17 protein-coding genes, 1 pseudogene and 1 riboswitch are annotated in these 18,202 nt (G+C 60.0%); of the genes and pseudogenes, 7 read left to right on the forward strand and 11 right to left on the reverse strand.

Annotated elements, in window-relative coordinates; genetic code table 11:
- Positions 1-229: 229 nt before the first annotated feature.
- Together ahr and DBW_RS03655 are read left to right on the forward strand one after the other, a co-directional pair.
- Positions 230-1,231, forward strand: a complete 1,002-nt coding sequence (gene ahr, locus DBW_RS03650) for an NADPH-dependent aldehyde reductase Ahr (protein ID WP_066724375.1) — start codon at positions 230-232, stop codon at positions 1,229-1,231.
- Positions 1,232-1,371: 140 nt separating this feature from the next.
- Positions 1,372-1,815 carry a VOC family protein gene (locus DBW_RS03655; protein ID WP_066724378.1) on the forward strand — a complete coding sequence of 148 codons (444 nt, stop codon included), beginning with the start codon at positions 1,372-1,374 and terminating at the stop codon, positions 1,813-1,815.
- Between the two features lie 175 nt (positions 1,816-1,990).
- On the opposite strand, the gene DBW_RS03660 is transcribed toward DBW_RS03655, so the two are convergent.
- The 3 genes from DBW_RS03660 to DBW_RS03670 form a co-directional block, all read right to left on the reverse strand.
- A complete protein-coding gene (locus tag DBW_RS03660) occupies positions 1,991-2,251 on the reverse strand; it encodes a hypothetical protein (RefSeq protein WP_066724384.1) in 261 nt (86 codons plus the stop codon).
- A 45-nt stretch (positions 2,252-2,296) separates the two neighbouring features.
- Complete coding sequence (gene ade, locus DBW_RS03665; RefSeq protein WP_066724386.1) at positions 2,297-4,012, reverse strand: adenine deaminase; 1,716 nt, start codon at positions 4,010-4,012, stop codon at positions 2,297-2,299.
- Positions 4,013-4,094: 82 nt separating this feature from the next.
- The gene (locus DBW_RS03670) at positions 4,095-5,711 is read right to left on the reverse strand and encodes a hypothetical protein (protein WP_066724389.1); all 1,617 of its coding nucleotides are present in this window, start codon (positions 5,709-5,711) and stop codon (positions 4,095-4,097) included.
- A gap of 135 nt (positions 5,712-5,846) precedes the next feature.
- A riboswitch (cyclic di-GMP riboswitch) is annotated at positions 5,847-5,940 on the reverse strand.
- A gap of 184 nt (positions 5,941-6,124) precedes the next feature.
- Between DBW_RS03670 and DBW_RS03675 the strand changes: the two genes are divergently transcribed.
- Both DBW_RS03675 and DBW_RS19240 read left to right on the forward strand, forming a co-directional pair.
- Entirely contained in the window at positions 6,125-6,397 is a 273-nt protein-coding gene (locus tag DBW_RS03675; protein ID WP_157471739.1) for a pyridoxamine 5'-phosphate oxidase family protein, read from the forward strand.
- A pseudogene (locus DBW_RS19240) lies at positions 6,378-6,725 on the forward strand (hypothetical protein); the annotation flags it as partial. The gene DBW_RS03675 and the pseudogene DBW_RS19240, both read left to right, overlap by 20 nt.
- 80 nt (positions 6,726-6,805) lie before the next feature.
- On the opposite strand, the gene DBW_RS03680 reads toward DBW_RS19240, so the two are convergent.
- The 3 genes from DBW_RS03680 to DBW_RS03690 all read right to left on the reverse strand — a co-directional run bounded on the left by DBW_RS03680 (position 6,806) and on the right by DBW_RS03690 (position 9,839).
- On the reverse strand, positions 6,806-7,630 hold the full coding sequence (locus DBW_RS03680; RefSeq protein ID WP_066724392.1) for a mechanosensitive ion channel family protein: 825 nt from the start codon (positions 7,628-7,630) through the stop codon (positions 6,806-6,808).
- Between the two features lie 373 nt (positions 7,631-8,003).
- Positions 8,004-8,387 carry a hypothetical protein gene (locus tag DBW_RS03685; protein ID WP_066724394.1) on the reverse strand — a complete coding sequence of 128 codons (384 nt, stop codon included), beginning with the start codon at positions 8,385-8,387 and terminating at the stop codon, positions 8,004-8,006.
- A 237-nt stretch (positions 8,388-8,624) separates the two neighbouring features.
- Positions 8,625-9,839, reverse strand: coding sequence for an IS256 family transposase (locus tag DBW_RS03690; protein ID WP_066722594.1), 1,215 nt, complete (start codon positions 9,837-9,839; stop codon positions 8,625-8,627).
- Between the two features lie 282 nt (positions 9,840-10,121).
- Here DBW_RS03690 and DBW_RS03695 point away from each other — a divergent pair, with 282 nt between their 5' ends.
- The 3 genes from DBW_RS03695 (at position 10,122) to DBW_RS03705 (ending at position 12,736) form a co-directional block, all read left to right on the forward strand.
- The gene (locus tag DBW_RS03695; protein WP_066724396.1) at positions 10,122-11,150 is read left to right on the forward strand and encodes a type IV toxin-antitoxin system AbiEi family antitoxin; all 1,029 of its coding nucleotides are present in this window, start codon (positions 10,122-10,124) and stop codon (positions 11,148-11,150) included.
- Positions 11,113-12,009 (forward strand): nucleotidyl transferase AbiEii/AbiGii toxin family protein, encoded by an 897-nt coding sequence (locus DBW_RS03700; RefSeq protein ID WP_066724399.1) that lies wholly within the window; start codon positions 11,113-11,115, stop codon positions 12,007-12,009. The genes DBW_RS03695 and DBW_RS03700 overlap by 38 nt, the downstream gene beginning before the upstream one ends.
- 172 nt (positions 12,010-12,181) lie before the next feature.
- Entirely contained in the window at positions 12,182-12,736 is a 555-nt protein-coding gene (locus DBW_RS03705) for an SOUL family heme-binding protein (protein WP_066724401.1), read from the forward strand.
- A gap of 194 nt (positions 12,737-12,930) precedes the next feature.
- Here the strand turns inward: DBW_RS03705 and DBW_RS03710 are convergent, their stop codons facing one another.
- The 5 genes from DBW_RS03710 to DBW_RS18925 all read right to left on the reverse strand — a co-directional run bounded on the left by DBW_RS03710 (position 12,931) and on the right by DBW_RS18925 (position 17,958).
- Positions 12,931-13,317: a type II toxin-antitoxin system VapC family toxin gene (locus tag DBW_RS03710; RefSeq protein ID WP_066724403.1), complete on the reverse strand. Its 387-nt coding sequence runs from the start codon at positions 13,315-13,317 to the stop codon at positions 12,931-12,933.
- Entirely contained in the window at positions 13,317-13,550 is a 234-nt protein-coding gene (locus DBW_RS03715) for a type II toxin-antitoxin system Phd/YefM family antitoxin (RefSeq protein WP_197463724.1), read from the reverse strand. The genes DBW_RS03710 and DBW_RS03715 overlap by 1 nt, the downstream gene beginning before the upstream one ends.
- A gap of 77 nt (positions 13,551-13,627) precedes the next feature.
- Entirely contained in the window at positions 13,628-14,107 is a 480-nt protein-coding gene (locus tag DBW_RS03720; RefSeq protein ID WP_066724412.1) for a type II TA system antitoxin MqsA family protein, read from the reverse strand.
- Positions 14,104-14,388, reverse strand: coding sequence for a DUF4258 domain-containing protein (locus tag DBW_RS03725; protein WP_066724414.1), 285 nt, complete (start codon positions 14,386-14,388; stop codon positions 14,104-14,106). The genes DBW_RS03720 and DBW_RS03725 overlap by 4 nt, the downstream gene beginning before the upstream one ends.
- A gap of 102 nt (positions 14,389-14,490) precedes the next feature.
- A complete protein-coding gene (locus DBW_RS18925) occupies positions 14,491-17,958 on the reverse strand; it encodes a class I SAM-dependent DNA methyltransferase (RefSeq protein ID WP_066724417.1) in 3,468 nt (1,155 codons plus the stop codon).
- Positions 17,959-18,202 lie beyond the last annotated feature (244 nt).

Below are 18,202 nucleotides of genomic sequence, written 5' to 3' on the forward strand. Positions count from 1 at the left end.
AGTCGGCATTGGCACCCGCACATCCACTTTTTAATCAAAAGTTGGGTTCAATTCCCCGCAGCTTGCTGCGCGATTTTTACTAAGGGTGTAGGCTGTTGATACCCCGTAGCTTGCTGCGGGGTAGTTCATGGCCACGACGGAAAATTTCCCCGGGAAGGGTTGCGGGAGCGGTGAAGAGCCTATACTTGACTGATAGGGAATCACCAACCTCAACCAGGGAGTCTGTATCATGATCAAAGCCTATGCCGCGCTTGCCGCCGGTAGCCAATTGCAGCCCTTCGAATACGATCCCGGCCCCCTCGCTGCCAACGACGTTGAAATCGCCGTGGAACATTGCGGCATCTGTCACAGTGACCTGAGCATGGTGGACAACGAGTGGGGAATCTCCCGCTATCCACTGGTCCCGGGGCACGAGGTCGTCGGTACTCTCGCCGCAGTGGGGGCGTCGGTAAACAATCTGAAAGTCGGCCAGCGGGTCGGCCTTGGCTGGCACGCCGGCTACTGCATGACCTGCCCCAGCTGCATGGACGGCGACCACAACCTCTGCTCCGCTGCGGCCGGGACCATTATCGGTCACCACGGTGGTTTCGCCGAACGGGTGCGGGCGGCGGCCGCCAGTGTCGTCCCGCTGCCGGAAGCCCTCGATAGCGCCAGCGCCGGTCCCCTCTTCTGCGGCGGCATCACCGTCTTCAACCCGCTGCTGCAGTTCGACGTCAAGGCGACCGACCGGGTGGCGGTCATCGGTATCGGCGGGCTCGGCCATATCGCTTTGCAGTTCCTCAATGCCTGGGGCTGCCAGGTGACCGCCTTCACTTCAAGTGCGGCGAAGAAGGATGAAGCGCTGCAGCTCGGCGCCCACCAGGCGATCAACTCCCGTGATCCGGCAGAGATCAAGGCGGCGGCCGGCCAGTTCGACCTGATCCTCTCCACGGTCAACGTCAAGCTTGACTGGAACGCCTACGTCGCCACCCTCCGGCCCCGGGGGCGGCTCCACTTCGTCGGCGCCTCTCTCGAACCGCTCGACCTCGCCGTCTTCCCCCTGATCGGCGGTCAGCGTTCCATCTCCGGCTCCCCGGTCGGCAGCCCGGCCAACATCGCCCGCATGCTCGCGTTCGCCGCCCGCCACGAGATCCGTCCGGTGATCGAGACCTTCCCCTTCGAGCAGGTCAACGCGGCCTTGGAGAGGTTACGCAGCGGTCAGGCGCGCTACCGCATCGTGCTGAGTCGCTAAGATGGGAGCGTGGGTGAGTTGCAAACGCCGGATACCCCGGCAACCGGTTACCTCCCCGCAGGGAGGGAGGTTATCGTAAAGATAACCCGGCTGCGGTGGTAAGGTCTGCATGGGGCTGGCTTCGAAAAAGGAGCTCGGGAATGGCAAAAACACGCAAACGTCTGGGAGAGCTGGTACTGCGCAGTGCGGATCCGCAGGCGCTGGTAACCTTCTATCGGGACATCATTGGCCTTGAACCCTTTGCCACCGTTGGTAGTGCAACCTTTCTCAAGGTCGCCGACGATTTTGCGGGGCACCCGCAATTGCTCGCCATTTTCCAGATGTCGCACACCTTCAGCGGCCCGAAGGACCTGCAGCCGGCACTGGCCGATGCCAGTGCCGGCAGTTTGCATCACTTCGCTTTTGCCATGGAAAAGGCGGACTTTGAAGCCGAGCAGGGGCGTCTGATGGCCCTTGGTGTCCCGATCCAGTTGGCCGACCACCCCCGCTTCGGCTGGCGCTCCATTTATCTGTTCGACCCCGACGGCAATTCGGTCGAGCTGGTTTGTTTCGATGCCGGGGTTCTGGAATCAAGTGGCGATTAACCATGTCGATCGCAGCAGTGCCGATGAAGAATCCAGCCCATCGACGAAACTGAGGCCGCCGCTGCAACGTGAAGCGATGGTAAATAATTTATCTTCATGCCAGCGAAACCTTCAAACCCGACTTTTCCTGGGCAGGCCCGGAATGCCAATTTTGCTCGCGGTTCCAGGGGGCCGATTACTCCGTCACCAGTAGCCGCAGCGGCAGGATGCCGATTTCCCCGGGGCGGCCCGCAGCAGGACCCAGCTGCACTGCACCGTACCAGGAAGCGCCGACCACGGCGCCCGTCAGGTCCCAGGCAAGGTCGAGGCCGAAAGGAGAACCGTCGGTCCGGTCCGGCTGGACGCTCACCAGGTCGCTGGCGGCGTCCCCCGTCGCGATGACGCCATAGCGTAGTATAAAAGAATCCCCCGTTCGCCCGAATTGGCAATTCTGCACCAGGACCCACCAGTCGCCGCTTTCCGGGTCATCGATCCATCCCTCCTAACAAAAAGGGGAGACGATTTCGAAGCGTTCCACATCGACTAGTCCCTGGTCGGTGAGTTTGAGGGAGGGGATCACCGGCAGCGCCATGAAGCCCAAGGTCATGAAGGGATCAGGCAGGGTGGCGCCGAGGGTGCGGGCGGCGGCGACCAGGGCCTGGAACCGGTCGCGCACCACCTCCACCGGCTGGTCGGTCATCAGCCCGGCGATGGGAAGATCAACCCGGGCCAGCACCTCACCAGCGGCAACCGCCACCATCCCCCCACCCCCGGCCACCAGGCTCTTCACCGCCAGCAGCAGTTCGGCATCACTGGTCCCCACGGCGACGATGTTGTGGGAGTCGTGGGCGACTGTGGAGGCGAGCGCCCCCCGTTTCAGGCCGAAGCCACGGATGAAGGTGATGCCGGTGGCGCCGCTGCCACGGTGCCGTTCTACCACCACCAGCTTGAGCAGGTCGCGCGCGGGGTCGGCGACCGCCAGTCCGTTTCGCACGCAGGGTGTGGCCGATCCGGCTCCGGTGGTGAGCTGCTCGGGACTCGCCTCGATGACCCGCAGCCGTTCGCCGGCGGCCGGCAACCGGAAATCGAGACGGTCGAGGGGGACGCGCATGCTGGTCGGCGCCTTGGGAGTGGCTGGGAAGGAGAGCCCCGCCACCAGTTCTCCCTCTTCTGCCACCAGCTGGCCGGCGACAAAGACCTGGCGAACCGTCGGCCGCGCCAGATCGTCCAGCACCACCAGGTCGGCGCGCCGTCCCGGTGCCACTCCCCCCAGCCCCGGCAACCGGAAATACTCGGCCGGGGTCAGGGTCGCCATGCGGATGGCCGTCACCGGGTCGAGCCCCTGCGCCACCGCCCGCCGCAGGATACTGTCAATGTGCCCCTCGGCGAGTAAATCCTGGGGATGGCGGTCATCGCTGCACCACATCATGCGCTGGGCGGTCTGGGCATCGACCAGCGGCAGCAGGGCATCGAGGTTGCGCGCCGCGGTCCCCTCGCGCACCATGATGTGCATGCCGGCAGCGAGCTTCTCCCGGGCTTCGGCCAGGGTGGAGCATTCGTGGTCGCTGCCGATACCCGCAGCGAGGTAGGCGCAGAGTGCCTTCCCCCCCAGCCCCGGCGCGTGGCCGTCGACTGCCTTGCCCAGAGCCCGCATCCCGGCAATCTTGGCCAGCACCTCGGGGTCGGCGGCGATCACGCCGGGGAAATTCATCACCTCCGCCAGGCCCACCACCCGTGGGTCCTTCATCAGCGGCGCGAGATCGGCGGCGCTGAGGCGGGCACCGGAAGTCTCCATATGGGTGGCTGGTACGCAGGAGGAGAGGGTGAAGTAAAAGGAGAAAGGCTGGTCGGCGCTGGCCGCGAACATGTAGTCGAGGCCGGAAAGTCCCAGCACATTGGCGATCTCGTGGGGGTCCGCCACCACCGCGGTGGTGCCGTGGGGCAATACCGCCCGGGCAAACTGGGCCGGGCTGACCATGGCGCTCTCGAGATGGACGTGGGCGTCGATGAAGCCCGGGGCGAGGTAGCGGCCGCGCAGGTCGAGTACGCGTTCGGCACGGTAGTCGCCAAACCCCGCGACCCGGCCCCCGGCCAGGGCGACATCGGTGCTTTCGATCCGGCCGGTGAAGACGTTCACCAGACGGGCGTTGCGCAGCAGCAGGTCCGCCGGGGCCTCCCCCCGGGCCACCCGAATCAGGTGTGCGCACGGAGTGGTCATCGTTTTTCTCCTGTCCCGGTTCCGCGGGCGACCTGAAATCTGCCTGGATCTGGCGATCACCCGGCGGAACCGGATGGCGGTATCAGGGGAGAGTCGCGATCGCCGCGCTGGTCATGGCGTCGAGGGCGGCACGGTTGAAATCCAGGTAGGTCTCTGGCACCCCCTGGGCCCGGGATTCACCGGGATAGAGCAGGCCGTCGATCAGCACCATCAACCCAGTATTCATCTGGACCGCGCCGGGCGCTCCGCGCACGAAATAGACCATCAGGACCTCCTCCCCCATGACTTCGCGGAACTCGTTGGCGAAGGGGAAATCCTCCAGCGCCGCAATCTCCCGGAGGCTGGTCATCCCGGGAGGAAAAAGGGAGCCTCCGTCAATGGGGATCGCCCGTTCCGGGTAAATGGTGTAGATGTCCTGGAGCGGAACGGAGATGGCCTGGTAGAACTCTGCCGCTGCGGGGAAGATGGCTGTCTCCGCCGCGGTCAGGCCGTAGCCGTAGAGGAAGGTATTGATCGCCTCCCCACTCGCCTTCTTCACGCCAAGGGCTTCGCTGTAGCGCAGGCCGGTCGGCACGTCGGTCCAGAGCACGCGGTTATTCCCCGGGAATTCCAGCGTCTGCTCGATGGTCGGATCGCAGCGCACCCACCCCTCGGGGGTGAGGTGGAGGTGGTACTCGTTCTGGAGCTCCGCTGCCGGTACCGCCGTCCAGGTCGTGCTTGCCATGTCGAAACGGTAGCTTGAGCGGTCGAGCTGGTAACCCCCGTCCGGTTTCGGGGCGCCGAGGCCGTCGCGGGTGTACTCTGCGACCAGGTTGCCATCCTGATCCATGTCGAGGTCGGCCCAGTAGAGTCCGGCGGCGTAGATCGGCTGGGGATCGGCGGCTGGCGCCGGGATCGCCATCATCGCCAGCTTGGCTTTGATCTCGTCAACCCCGGGAGTGGTGGAATTGGCATCGAGGATGGCCCGCGGATCGGGGTTGTTTCTCGCGGTTTCCGTCATCTGAGTGTAATAGACGAGCTTTTGCTGCACCTGGCGGGTAGTGGCGGCGTAGAGATTGGCCTTGTCGCAGGGAAAGCCGTTGGCTGCGGCGGTTGTGGCGAAGATCTCCATCTGGTCCTGCAGCGAAAGGGCGGCGACCCGGGCAATGCGGTGCAGCCGTGCGTATTCCTCCGCCTGCTCCCCACCCTTCTCGCCGGCCAGGTAGTCGACGAAGAGGTCGGCGTCGGTGGCAATCTGCGCCCTGACGTAGGCGACCGCCTCCGTCAGGGTCATCGGATAGCTGACCATCCGCTCGTGGACCATGGCAGTGAGCGGGCTGATAAAGATCCGGCCGTCGGCGGGAGCGCGGCGCCAGGCCCCCGGCGGGGTCGAGAGAAGATAGTCACGGTCAGCAACTACGTCACCCTCCGGCTCGTGGTTGATGCTCGTCCCGGCGGCGATTTCGGCGATCAGCGGCGACTCGTCCAGCCAGTGGGCCGGGGCAATGAGCTGGAAGGCTCCCTGGGCGTCGCTCATCGCCGCCGGTTCGTCAGGGTCGCAGCGGCGGTTTTGGTTGCGGTCGACGCAAACCTGGGCGTTCTCCAGGTAACCGTCGGCCACCACCCCACGGACGAGGGTAGCGTCCGAGTCGTTTCCACAACCGAGGAAAAAGGGCAGAACCAGCAACGGCAGCAGGCGGAGGCAGCAGGCAACTCTCATGGCGTTCTCTCCTTGGTTTGGGGGATGGTTGCAGGTAAAGGTTCCGCCAGAGGAATTCCGCCAACGAAAACGGCACTCCTTGTGTGAAATAAGTGAGCGCCGCTGGCGGGAAAGTGGACATCGTTCATCATCCTCTTCGGCGACCTGGCGATCCGTGTGCCGCGTTCAGCGGAACCGAGGACCCATGGCTTTGCGTCCCCGGATTTCTCCGGGTTTGCCATTATCGGAGGCAAGCTTGCTTTTGTTGCATGAAGTAAACCTCATCTTCCGGGGTTGTCAAACAGGCAAAATCCTGCGCTGGAGAGGAAACGATGGGCGGTGATGTTGTAAAGTGTGGGGGATGCTGCCCGGCGATGTGAGCCGCCCGGCAGCGCGGTGCCGGAAAATTTCAACCGACGGGAAGGATCAGACCAATGGACCTGGAAGAATATTTTACCACCCGGCAGGGTACCGGAACTCTTTCGACCGCGGATCGGCAGGGAGAGGTCGATGCGGCGATCTACGCCCGCCCCCACCTGCAGGCGGACGGCACCCTGGCGATGATCATGCGCGATCGCCTGACCCACTGCAACCTGCAGGAGAACCCCCATGCCGTCTACCTCTCCCTCGATCCTTACATGCGGGGCCGCATCCTATGCCCCACCTGTCGCCTTCGGCGCGGTGATGGTCGGCAGCGCCGTCTTTGACACCGTCCTCCCCCTGTTGAACCCGAGAGCCCGGATTCCGGTCTGTGGGCTGATTGTCCATTACAACGATACCGAACTTCCCCCGGGGCCGGACCTCCCCTCTTGACCCGGATCCTGCTCACCAGGCGGATCAGGACGCAGGGCTTCATTATCTTCGACGACTACGGGCATCGCTACGGCGAATTCTTCGGCCAGATGCGCACCCTGGTACAAGGAGGGGAAGATCAAGTTCCGCGAAGATGAATCCTCCTATTCGGCCCTGGGGAATGGGACCACATCGGTCAAGAAAAATGCTCCCGAAGCCAGGGTGGATGATCTGAGCGCCTGATCACTCAAATTTCCCAGAGCAACAATCAAAGGGCCGGCAGAAACCGGCCCCTTGATTGTTCTTTAATCTGTTCATCCAGGCTATTTGTGCAAATGCACATCCATTTGCGGGAAGGGGATATTCAGTCCCGCTTCGCCGAACTTCCGGTAGACATTCTCCAGCATGAAGAAATATACCGCCCAGTAATCCGCCGTATTGACCCAGGCCCGGACCGTAAAGTTCACGGAACTGTCGGCCAGTTCACCCAATTCGACGAACGGGGCCGGATCCTGAAGAACTTTGTCATTGCCTTCAAGGAGAGAAGTCAGAACCTTCTTAGCTTTGTCGATGTCATCACCGTAGGCAATGCCGAAGGTCCAGTCAACCCGGCGGGTGGCTTCTGTGGAATAGTTGACCATGGACGAGGTTGAAAGCCCGCCGTTGGGAATAATAATGGTCTTGTTGTCGGGTGTCTTAAGGATGGTGTTGAATATCTGGATCTCCCGAACGGTGCCGGCAAAACCCTGGGCCTCGATGTAGTCACCAACTTTGAAGGGCTTGAAGATCAGGAGCACGACCCCGCCGGCAAAGTTCTGAAGGGTTCCGGAGAGAGCCAGCCCGATCGCCAATCCTGCCGCACCCAGAATGGCAATGAAGGAGGTCATCTGGACGCCGACCATGCCGAGAACACTGACAACGACCAGAACTTTGAGCAAGGTACTGATCAAACTTTTCAAAAAGGGTTGCAACGACGGATCGATCTTTTTTTTCTCCATCTGTTTGCCAACCGTGCCGGCAACCCAGGTCGCCAGATAAAGGCCAACAATCAGAGCCAGTATTGCCCCGACCAGTTTGGGCCCCCACACCACGAATAGATTGATCAATGTGTCCATATATTGTCCGCTGTCCTGCAATGGATTTCCCATCTTGTCCTCCTGTGACGCGATCCAGGGTTGTCGATCAAGTTGAATGCATATGTTTGCGGATCTCAACCTCAAGACCAGAACAAAGAGGTCAAACTCTGCCGGGTCAAGTGTCCGGGACCCTCTGGGCTGTCCCTGCCCAAGGTTAATGCTCCCGGATGGCAGTCTGGGCCTTGATCTCTCGCGGCCGCCCAGGTCGTTCCTGCCACACGACCCGCAATGTGCTCTGCTTTTTCGGTGACCGCCTATACCGAATCTTCCCAATGCCGGCTTTGGTTGCGGCGGCCGTTGTGCGGATAGTCAGGACGGGAGGATTTGAACCCGACGCACCCCTTTTGCTGAAAAAGTTAAGCCCCCAAAAAGGGGTGCGGTTCACTTACATGGTGTTGTAGTCATCCGCTTCCACCTTGTCGCCGGTGGAATCCAGGAACGAGTCTTTCGCCGAATCTTTCACGACCTCAACCTTGTCATGAGCAACCGAACAAACCGTCCCGCAAATCAGGCACTCATACAACTCTTCATGGAACTGGAAAGCATGCAGCTCGGTCTCCTGACTAACCATGAATCGGCAGGTGGGGCAGACGAACTCGGTTTGAACCAGCTGTCTTTTTGCAACTTGCCCCTTGATGATCTTCAGCTTGCCATCGGAGAAGGTCCAGACGCCTCCGCAAGTGCCGCATTCCCGTGCGTCCTGGGCAAAGCCTTCAGCATGAAGGTCGATCTCGACGTGTTCCCTGCTTTTGCATAACGGGCATTTCATTTTTCGGTTACCTCCTTCTTCGATTTGTGTAACCTGAAGATAAAACAATGATACTCGCAATTTGGTGCATCCGCAATTTATGCGGACGGCTTGCTGTCGATCGGTACTCTCTTCGGCATGTGCGGCTACAGTTACGCAAGCAGTGCGACAGAGCGAATAAGGCATCGACTGACAACCGATCGAGGGCGTCAGGGGGCGGTGTAAATCAGTTTGTGTAAATGGCTTGGGTTTTTGTCGTCAGTAAACCGGCAACCTGCCTTCGAACAAGATAGAGAACTGGTTGAGGGCGGCCTTCCAGTCCCGAATCGGCAGGGTCCATTTCTTGGCGATATTGTTCAGCGCCAGGTAGAGCAGTTTGAACATGGCTGCGTCGTTGGGGAATGAGCCCCGGTTCTTGGTGACCTTGCGCAGCGACATGTTCAGCGATTCGATCGCATTGGTGGTGTAGATCACCTTGCGAATCTCCGCCGGGTAGGCGAAAAAAGGGGTGATTCTCTCCCAGTTGCGCCGCCAGGACTGGCCGATGGAGGGGTGGGTTTTATCCCACTTCGCTTCGAACTCCGTCAGGTTCATTTCGGCCTGCTCGGCCGTCGCGGCCTGGTAAATGGACTTCAGATCGGCCGCCACTTCCTTGCGCTGTTTCCAGGAGACGTAGCGGAGAGAATGGCGCACCATGTGAACGAGGCAGAGCTGGACCTGGGTGCGAGGAAAGACTGCTTCGATGGCCTCGGGGAAACCTTTGAGCCCGTCCACGCAGGCGATGAAGATGTCTTCGACACCCCGGTTTTTCAACTCGGTCACCACCTGTAGCCAGAACTTGGCGCCCTCGTTCTCGGCCACCCACATGCCCAGGACCTCCTTGATGCCGTCCAGGGTGACGCCCAGGGCCAGGTAGACCGCTTTATTGCTGACGTGGCCGTTGTCTCGCACCTTGACCCGGACCGCGTCCATATAGACGATGGGATAGAGGGCGTCGAGCGGTCGGTTCTGCCAGATCTTGACCTCGTCCGCGACGGCATCGGTCACGCTGGAAATGAGGGCGGGAGAGACCTCGACGCCATAAATCTCTTCCAGATGCCCCTGGATCTCCCGGGTCGTCATCCCCCGGGCGTAGAGGGAGATGATCTTGCCGTCGAAGCCGGCGAAGCGGGTCTGGCCCTTGGGAATGATGAGCGGCTCGAAGCTGCTGTCCCGGTCACGCGGAACCTCGATCGGCAGTTTGCCGAATTCGCCCTTGATGGTTTTGGCCGACTTGCCATTGCGGGCATTGCCGCCTTTCGTGGCCACGGGAGCATGCTTCTCGTGCCCCAGGTGTTGGGTCAATTCCGCTTCCAAAGCTCGTTCCAGAAGGGCCTTGGTGAGCTGTTTAAGCAAGCCGGTTTCGCCGATCAGGTCTTCGGGCTTCTTGTAGTCGGCAAGCAGACGGTCCAGCAGATCTTTTTCGATGGCCATGGGGGCTCCTTAGAGGGTGGGGTCCCGGTGTACCCCTGAATGGCCATTTACACAATCTTTTTTACACCCTCCGTCAGAGGCGAATCAACAAGATCAAGATGCTGCTTGTTGCTGCGAACAAGAGCCAAACGGAGACTTGACCCTTTTCTACTTTTCGTCATCCGGTGCTGCTGATGGACCTGCCCGGGGATTTCGTCCTTTTGCCGGAGTGATTTACCAGTTGCATAAAGTTCACAAAATATATATGTTCAATAAAAGTGAACAAACTAAAAAGGTGAACATATGCAGCTGACAAAGGGCAAAAAAAGGATTCTGGAAGCGGCTCGGGGGGCTTTTGCCCAACAGACAGGCGTGGCAATTGAGCTGGTCGAGAAGGGGGCTGAGCAGGAAACATTTCTGAAAATCCCGGGGGTAGATGCCGACCTTCAAGTGGTTGTCGATGAAGGCGGCGCACAGAATATCCCTGCAGCTCTAATTTTTCGAAAGTGGTTGCAAAATCCCGAACGCTATGTGGTGGCACTGCCCCAGGTCACAGCTAACAGGGCCGACCAATTTCGCCAGGATGGCATCCAGTTTATCGATGCCGCCGGCAATGGCTACATTGACCAGCCACCGGTTTACCTCTTTGTCAAAGGGAACAAGGCCCGAAACATCCTTGAAACCTCCGCAACACCCCGTGTCTTCAAACAGACCGGGCTGCGAGTTCTTTACGCATTTCTCTGTCAGCCAGGTCTCGAGAACGAGACTTATCGCACTATTGCCGACAAGACAGATGTTGCTCTGGGAATGGTCAACAGGGTGGTGAGGGATCTTGAAGAACTGGGTTTCTTAGCCACAATGGGGACGACCGGTCGCGCCCGGAATTTGCGCTTGATTGAAAAAGAGCACCTCCTTAATCGTTGGGTCACCGCCTATGCCGAGCAGTTGCGCCCGAAACTGGTACTCGGACGCTATGACGGCGTGGAAGGGTGGTGGCAGCAGGCGACCTTGAAACCGGATAAGGCATTGTGGGGCGGAGAGGTGGCGGCGGCAAAGCTTACCAATTACCTGAAACCGCTGACGGTCACCGTTTACGTGGACCGGGATGATCCCGCTGCCCTTCTCATTCCGAATCGGCTGAAAAAGAATCCGCAAGGGGATGTGGAGTTGGTTGCCCGCTTCTGGCAGCCGGAGACGATCCCCCCCAACGGGGACATGGTTCACCCGCTCCTGGTCTATGCCGATTTGCTGGCGACGGGTAATCAGCGCAACATCGAAACCGCAAAGATGATTTATGACCGACATCTCTTACAACTTGTCCGGGAGAATTAACCCGCTTCTGGTCAACATCCTTGGGTGTATTCAGCAGGAGACAACCGCGAGGGGAATCCCCTTCGTTGTCGTCGGCGCCACTGCCCGTGATTGGTTGATCTATCATGGACATAACATCCCCGTCGGAAGAGGGACACTTGATCTTGATATCGGCGTTGAGGTTGCCGGCTGGGAGGAGTTCCAACAGCTCAAGGACGCTTTGATCGAATCGGGTAAGTTTGCACCGACAAGGGAGCCGCATCGCCTCTCCTGCGAAAATTACTTCGTCGACATCGTCCCCTATGGTGGAGTCAGTGCCGATACGCGGAATATCTCTTGGCCGCCAGAACATCAGGTGATGATGAACATTATGGCTTTTCAGGAAGCCTACGAGTCTGGAGTGATTGTCCGGCTCAGTGCCGACCCGCCACTCGACGTCAAGGTGCCGACCATCCCGGGGATGGCGCTAATGAAATTGATTTCCTGGGATGACGATTATCCGCATCGCTCCAAGGACGCGGAAGACCTGTTGTTCCTTATGGTGAACTACGCCGAAGTTGGCAATGTCGACCGGCTGTTCGATGAGGAAACGGAACTGCTGAAGCAAGAAGAATTCGACTTAACCCAGGCCGGGGTTCGATTGTTGGGTCGAGATATGGCCGCCATGGCCAACAAGGAGACGGGGGAAGCGGTAAAGATGATTCTGCTTCAAGAAATAGACGAACGGCAGCGTTGTCGCCTGGTTACCGACATGGTAAGGGGCGTCCGAATCAAGGATTCCTTTGACGAGACGATGCTGAAGTTGAAGAAACTGACGGAGGGTTTTGCCGAGGCCCTTGCGAAAGAGGGCGTTCATGAACTTCCCCCCCATCCGCATTGAAGAGGCGATCCTTCCCGCCGACAAAAAGGGGGCTCCGTTTGACTTGCCAAAAGTTGATATCCTCAACGGGTAAGCTGATGTTTAAAACCTTGATGGGAGATAGCCCGTGAAAATACCAACCCGACAGATCCTTTTTGCGCTCGTCATCCTTCTTTCAGGAGTCGATTCCGTTATGGCCATCGAAGAAGCACCCTACACCGTCGTTAAAGCCGACAGCCCCTTCGAGCTCCGCGACTATGCCCCCCACATCGTCGCCGAGACTCCCGTCGCGGGTGATCTTGAAAGTGCCGGCAGCAATGCTTTCCAGAATCTTTTCCGCTACATCTCGGGAGCGAACAAGGCGCAGGAAAAGATAGCGATGACCGCGCCGGTGTCGCAATCCAAGGGTGAGAAGATAGCGATGACCGCTCCGGTCGGGCAGCAGAAGGCGGGTGACCGCTGGCTGGTCAGTTTTATGATGCCCGCCTCCTATGGCATGGCAACGCTGCCGATCCCGGACGACCCGACGGTGACCTTGCGCGAGGTCCCGGCCCGGCGCATTGCCGCTGTGCGATATTCGGGCTTCTGGAGCGAGGATAATTACACGGAGAACCTGACGAAACTGGAGGCCTGGATTCAGCAGCAGGGCCTGGAGGCGGTCGGCGAGCCGATCTGGGCCCGCTACAATGCCCCTTTTGTGCCGTGGTTCATGCGCCGCAATGAAGTCCTGATTCCGGTCGCGGAATGACCGTGTAGACTCCAGCCCGGCGTCCACCAGGACCGGACACGGACCAAAGAGATGAAACGCAATAAGGCCACCCAGGCATGGGTGGCCTTAAATGCTTGGTTCTGAAGGAAAATTTGGTCGGGGCGCGAGGATTTGAACCTCCTGGGGGTGATTTGCCGTCAAGCAGGCTCAGCAAGGCCTTGAAGAGTAACTTTTTACTCCTCGGGATTCCGAAGACGGAGCTTATACAGGCCCATATTCTCGTCAGATGTCACCAGGGTTAGACCCTCTGACTGGGCCTGCGCAATCAACATTCGATCAAATGGATCACGATGGAACACCGGAAGGCTACCGGCCAATTGGCCATGGTAGAGACTGATGGGGAGCTTACTGAATCCTTCATCTTCTACAATGGAGTCTATATCCTCCGGGGCCTCCAATTTACCAAGAGCTTTTTTAATTGAAATTTCCCAGGTGGTTGCGGCACTGACAAAAACCTCATTGCGCTGATCGGCGATGAGTTCCTTGCAACGTGGGCCTAGCCTTGGTGCGTCATCAAGCCACCAGAGCAAAACGTGCGTGTCGAGCAGGAAGCGTTGCATCAGCTTTTCCCTTCGAACGCCTCAATAACGTCTTCCGGCGTCTGGTCAAAGTCATCTGCAATGCGAATCTGGCCTTTGAAGCGGCCTGGCGCACGCTGACGGCGCCCTTCCTTGTGCGGAAGGAGGTCAAGGTAGGGTTTTCCAGCTTTTGCGATGACAACAGGCTCCCCTTCCCAGGCTTTTTCTGCCAAGGCTGACAATTTGCTTTTTGCTTCGTGCATATTGACTTGCATAAACATCTCCGTTTTGGACCTAGCTAAGTTTAGCTAGCCAACAGTAGCCCTTTGCTGCGTCACGGTCAAGGAAAAATCTAGGCCGCTTCCTTCCACCGTTTTTTCTGGAGTTGTAATCTGAAGGGGTGCGGCTTGACCCTTTTCTCCAGGGTCAGGTCCGCACTATGGTAGTCGGAGATCTTCTTGCCGGAGGCCACCTTTTCGCGCAACAGCAGGTCGTTGGACTTGGACATCGTCACCGTGCCGTGCTCCCATTTGGAGATCTGGGCCTTGTCGCAGTGCATGTTGCGCGCGAAATCCGTGCCCGACCAGCCGAGGGACTTGCGCAGGAAGACAATCTCCGCTGCCGCCAATGGACCGTCCTTGCTGATGATCGCCCGGGCCAGGGCATCATGCAGTCCCTCGATGCTGGGGATGAGTGGCATGATGTTGCCGCAATCGGGGCATTTGCGAACCGTGATTCCCACCAGGGTCACGTTATCCAGCCCACATTCACGGTAATGGTAATTCTCCTGCGACTCGACAAATTCACCGTGTTCGCAGCGTTCGCATTTCATTTGACTCTCCATGCAGTCAGGACTTGCAGGATTGTTTCTGACTCGAACCTGACGACGACGCACATCCTGCCGGTATAGACCCGGTAGCGCCACGTCCCGTTTTCTTGCTCCCCTTCGGCCACCTTGCCGCCCCGCAGGACGTTGACGCAGTCGACAGTGCTGATATCACGCTCGCGCATCCGCTCTTCGGCATGCGGTTGCGCGTAGGTCACGATGCCTTCGCTGAGGATCTTGCGTATCAGTTTTTTGGTCTCGGGCGGTCTGAGAGGTTCGAGGAGCATCTATATAATACACCTATTTTGGTCGAGCAACACAAAAGTTGTCATAAAAACAACTTTTGTGTTTTTTGTGTCGCTTCCATGGCCGGCGCACCCTGCCGAAGCTCAGGCCGCGTATACGCCCGGTTCCACCTCGCGGGCCTGGCCGATGGAGGCGAGGGCGGTAAGGATTTCCTGGACCTTGGGCTCGCGGGCGTGCTTGAAGGCCTCCTTGAGTTGCAGGGCCGTTGTCGGTACGCTGCGCTGGGTGAGGGCGGCACGGACGGCGGCGACCTGCTCGGGGAGGGTCTTGGGCCAGACCGGCTTCTCCTTGGCGGCGACGGGTGCGGCGGTCTCCTCGCTGCCGGGCAGTTTCCCCTGCGACTCTCCCATCCTCCCGGAGGGGTTCTGGTACTCGGGGCGCAGCCAGCGCACCAGTCCCTGCTCCTCCTCCCCGGTTCGCTCCTTGTTGAGCGCCACCAGCCGTTCCAGGATCGCCTCGTCGGTGAGGTCGGCCGGCCAGCCGTAGGCATCGGCCACGGCCGCGTCGAGTTCGTCGTGCAGCTGCCGCAGCACCGACACCAGCCCCTGCTCGTGGATGACTTTCTCCTTTGCGGTCAATTCCGCTCCGCTCCGCAGCTTCTCCAGCACGTTGTACATGCCGGTCAGGGTCAGGTCGGGGTGCTGCTCCTGCTGGCGCTTACGGTGGGCGTCGAGCTGTTCGGCCAGGTCGCGGATGCGTTGCTGCTGGGTGTCGCTGCAGGCGGGGAAGGGGAAGGGTTCGAAGCAGCGGGTCTTGTTGTAGCGGGGGTCGTTGCCGACTCCGAGACGTCCGCCGGCCGCCAGCGCCCAGACGACGTGAATGCGGCTCGACAATACACCGAGGAGGAAGGCGTCCTCGCTGGCGATGCAAACTAGGGTCTGGTCGGGAAGGATCGCACTATCGAGAAACATGAAGACACGATGCTTTGCAGTAAGCACGGTAGCAATGAAGCGTGTAAGACCAACCAAGCTCTCCCTCAATCGTGGCTGGTTCTCGCCAAGTTGCCACCAGTTTTCCCGGTAGGCATCACGAGCATTGTGGTCACGTTCCGGCTTCACTCGCTCAACGACCCACTGGAAAACCTCAGGATACTTGGTTCTCACCTCCCCAGCACCGAGCCCAAAAAGGTCTATTACCATAGCTCCACGAGGAGCAGCAGTCAGATCACGGCCATTGAAGTAGGGGCGAATGTTGGTATGAAGTCCAGCAATTCGACCAAGTCCAAGCTGCTGTGCCTCATCCGGTGAAATCACGAAACCTGTGCCGATCAGTTGAACTCCACGGTTTCCAATGTCCACGTTCGCCCGCAGCGGGTTGCAGCTAGTTACATCGATCCCAGACGAAAGATCCGCGTTCAATTTTCCACGCCGAGTGAGCAGGTCGACCCAGATACCTTCACCACTACCCTCCCGCTCGGCGATGACTTTTGCTAGTACCCCCTCCTCTCCATCGAGGGCCGACTGTCCGACACTCATAGAGATTCGAACGGCAGCCCCGTCAGTAGAGTCCACCCATGGGTGGTCGGGAATGGCAAAGGACAAACGAAGGGCAGGAGTGCTGTCGAGATGGTGTTGCACAACCTTGCGATTGAAAGTCTGGGTAATGCTATTGGTCGCTATGAAACCAAATCGCCGAATCTTCCTTTGTCGGGTTTGCCCGGCTGCCTTATGCCACCAATACATAACAAAGTCGGCTGAGTCCGGGACATCCCTCCAAACAGTGCGCAAAGCTGACGTGTAGCCGTCACCCAATGCCATACGCATACTTTTTGCGCCAATAAACGGCGGATTCCCCACCACGAAGTCGGCCTCCGGCCAGCTCGCCTCCTTGGGGTTGACGTAGCGCAGCAGGGGCACGCGGGCGGTGTCGTCGGGGACCTGTTCGCCGGTGACGGGGTGAGTCTTGGTGGTGACGCCGTCCCAGCGGGTGACGGGGTTGCCCTCCTCGTCGAGCACCGGTTCGGTGCGCTCCCAGCTGAGCACCGCGTCGCGGCACTCGATGTTGCGGAACTTCTTGATGACCGGCTCGGGAGGTTGGACGTCCCCCCGGGTGCGGTAGTGCCACTGGAGGTAGCCGATCCAGAGTACCATGTCGGTGATGGCCGCTGCCCTTGGGTTGACCTCGATGCCGAGGAGCTGGTGCGGGTCGACGGTGGTCCCCGCCAGGCCCATCAGTTCCTGCGTCTCGCCGAACCCCTCCAGCGCGTCGAGCACTTCCCCCTCCAGACGCTTGAGGTGCTCGAAGGTGACATAGAGGAAATTGCCGCTGCCGCAGGCCGGATCGAGGACACGGACGCCGCAGAGGTGATGGTGAAAGGCCTGAAGCTGGGCCACGGCCTCGTCGCGTTTGCCTTGGGTGTCGAGGGCGACGGCGGCGGCGAGAACCGCCTCCCAGTCGACGCGCAGCGGCTCGACCACGGTCGGCAGCACCAGCCGCTCGACGTACTCGCGGGGGGTGTAGTGGGCTCCGAGGTGGTGACGTTCGGTCGGGTTGAGGGCTCGCTCCAGCAGGGTGCCGAAAATCGCCGGCTCGACGTCCTTCCAGTCGGCCTTGCCGGCCTGGATCAGCATCTCCAGCTGGTCCTCGTTGAGGGGGAGTGCCTCGGACCCCTCGAACAGGCCGCCGTTAAAGCGCAGCAGCTTCTCGCGCAGCACCGGGGAGAAGCCGCCCTCCTTCATGGTCTGCCAGAGGCTTTCGACCATCGGCACGTACTTGTCGGTACTGCCGCGCAGGCTCGTCAGCAGCTCGGTGTAACTGTTGTTGGGGATCAGGCCGATGTCCTCGGCGAACATGGTGAACAGGCTGCGCTTGAGGAAGTTGCCGACCTTTTCCGAAGAGTGCCCGGCCGCCTCCAGCGACTTCGCCAGCCGGGCCAGCTTGTCGGCCACCTCGCGGGTAACCTTGGCGGAGCGTTTCGCCGGGTCGAGGCTGTGTGGGTCGACCCAGACGCGCCGCAGCAACTCCCGCACCTCGGGGCGGGCCAGATCGCCGATATGGATGCGGTGGGAACGGGGGTCGGGGAAGGGGAGGTAGGCTTTGCCGGTGCAGGAAAACTCGCTGTAGAGTTCGATGCTGTGGCCAACGTCAACCACCAGCAGGAACGGCGGCCACCCCTCGCCTGTCGGCAGGGCCTTGGCATAGCGTTCGGCCTGGTTCTTGGCCGCCTGCATCGCCCGGTCCCACCCTTGGGTGCCGCGCCTGGCGGTGCCGGTCTTGTACTTCTTCTCCGTCTCCTTGAACTGCGCAGGTTCCTGCTTGTCGCTCCCCTGTTTGGCTTCGAGGACGAAGCAGCCGCGCTTGTAGAGATCGATGTAGTTGGGGGAGGTGTTGCCGTCGCCGTGCTGGAGGGTGACGGTGCGTTCGAAGACGTAGGCGTTTTCGCTGTCGTCGGGCCGGGTCGGTTCCGGTAGGGGGGCGTCGAGCTGGTGACAGAGTTCGGTGAGGAAGAGCTGGTAGTTGGCGCGCTCGGCACCGCCGGACGCTTTCCAGGCTGTGATGAAGGCGTCGATGCTGGCGTGCGCCCGGACGTAGTTGGTGCGTTCCTCGGACATGTTCCCCCCGACAGGCATGGAAAAAAGACACCCTAGAATAGCCACGGGCGGCCGATTCGTCCAGAGGTTTTCGGAGGTTGGGGCAATTTGCGGTTGCAGCAGGCGGGGGGAACTTTACGCTGGCAAGGTCCCAAGGTCCCAATGTCCCGCACCGACTGCAGCAGGGACCTTGGGCAAAAAAAGAACGAGGTCGAACAAAAACAAAGAGCCCCCGGACCATACTAGGACCGGAGGCTCGCTTTGT

The organism is Desulfuromonas sp. DDH964, assembly GCF_001611275.1.
Lineage (GTDB): Bacteria > Desulfobacterota > Desulfuromonadia > Desulfuromonadales > DDH964 > DDH964.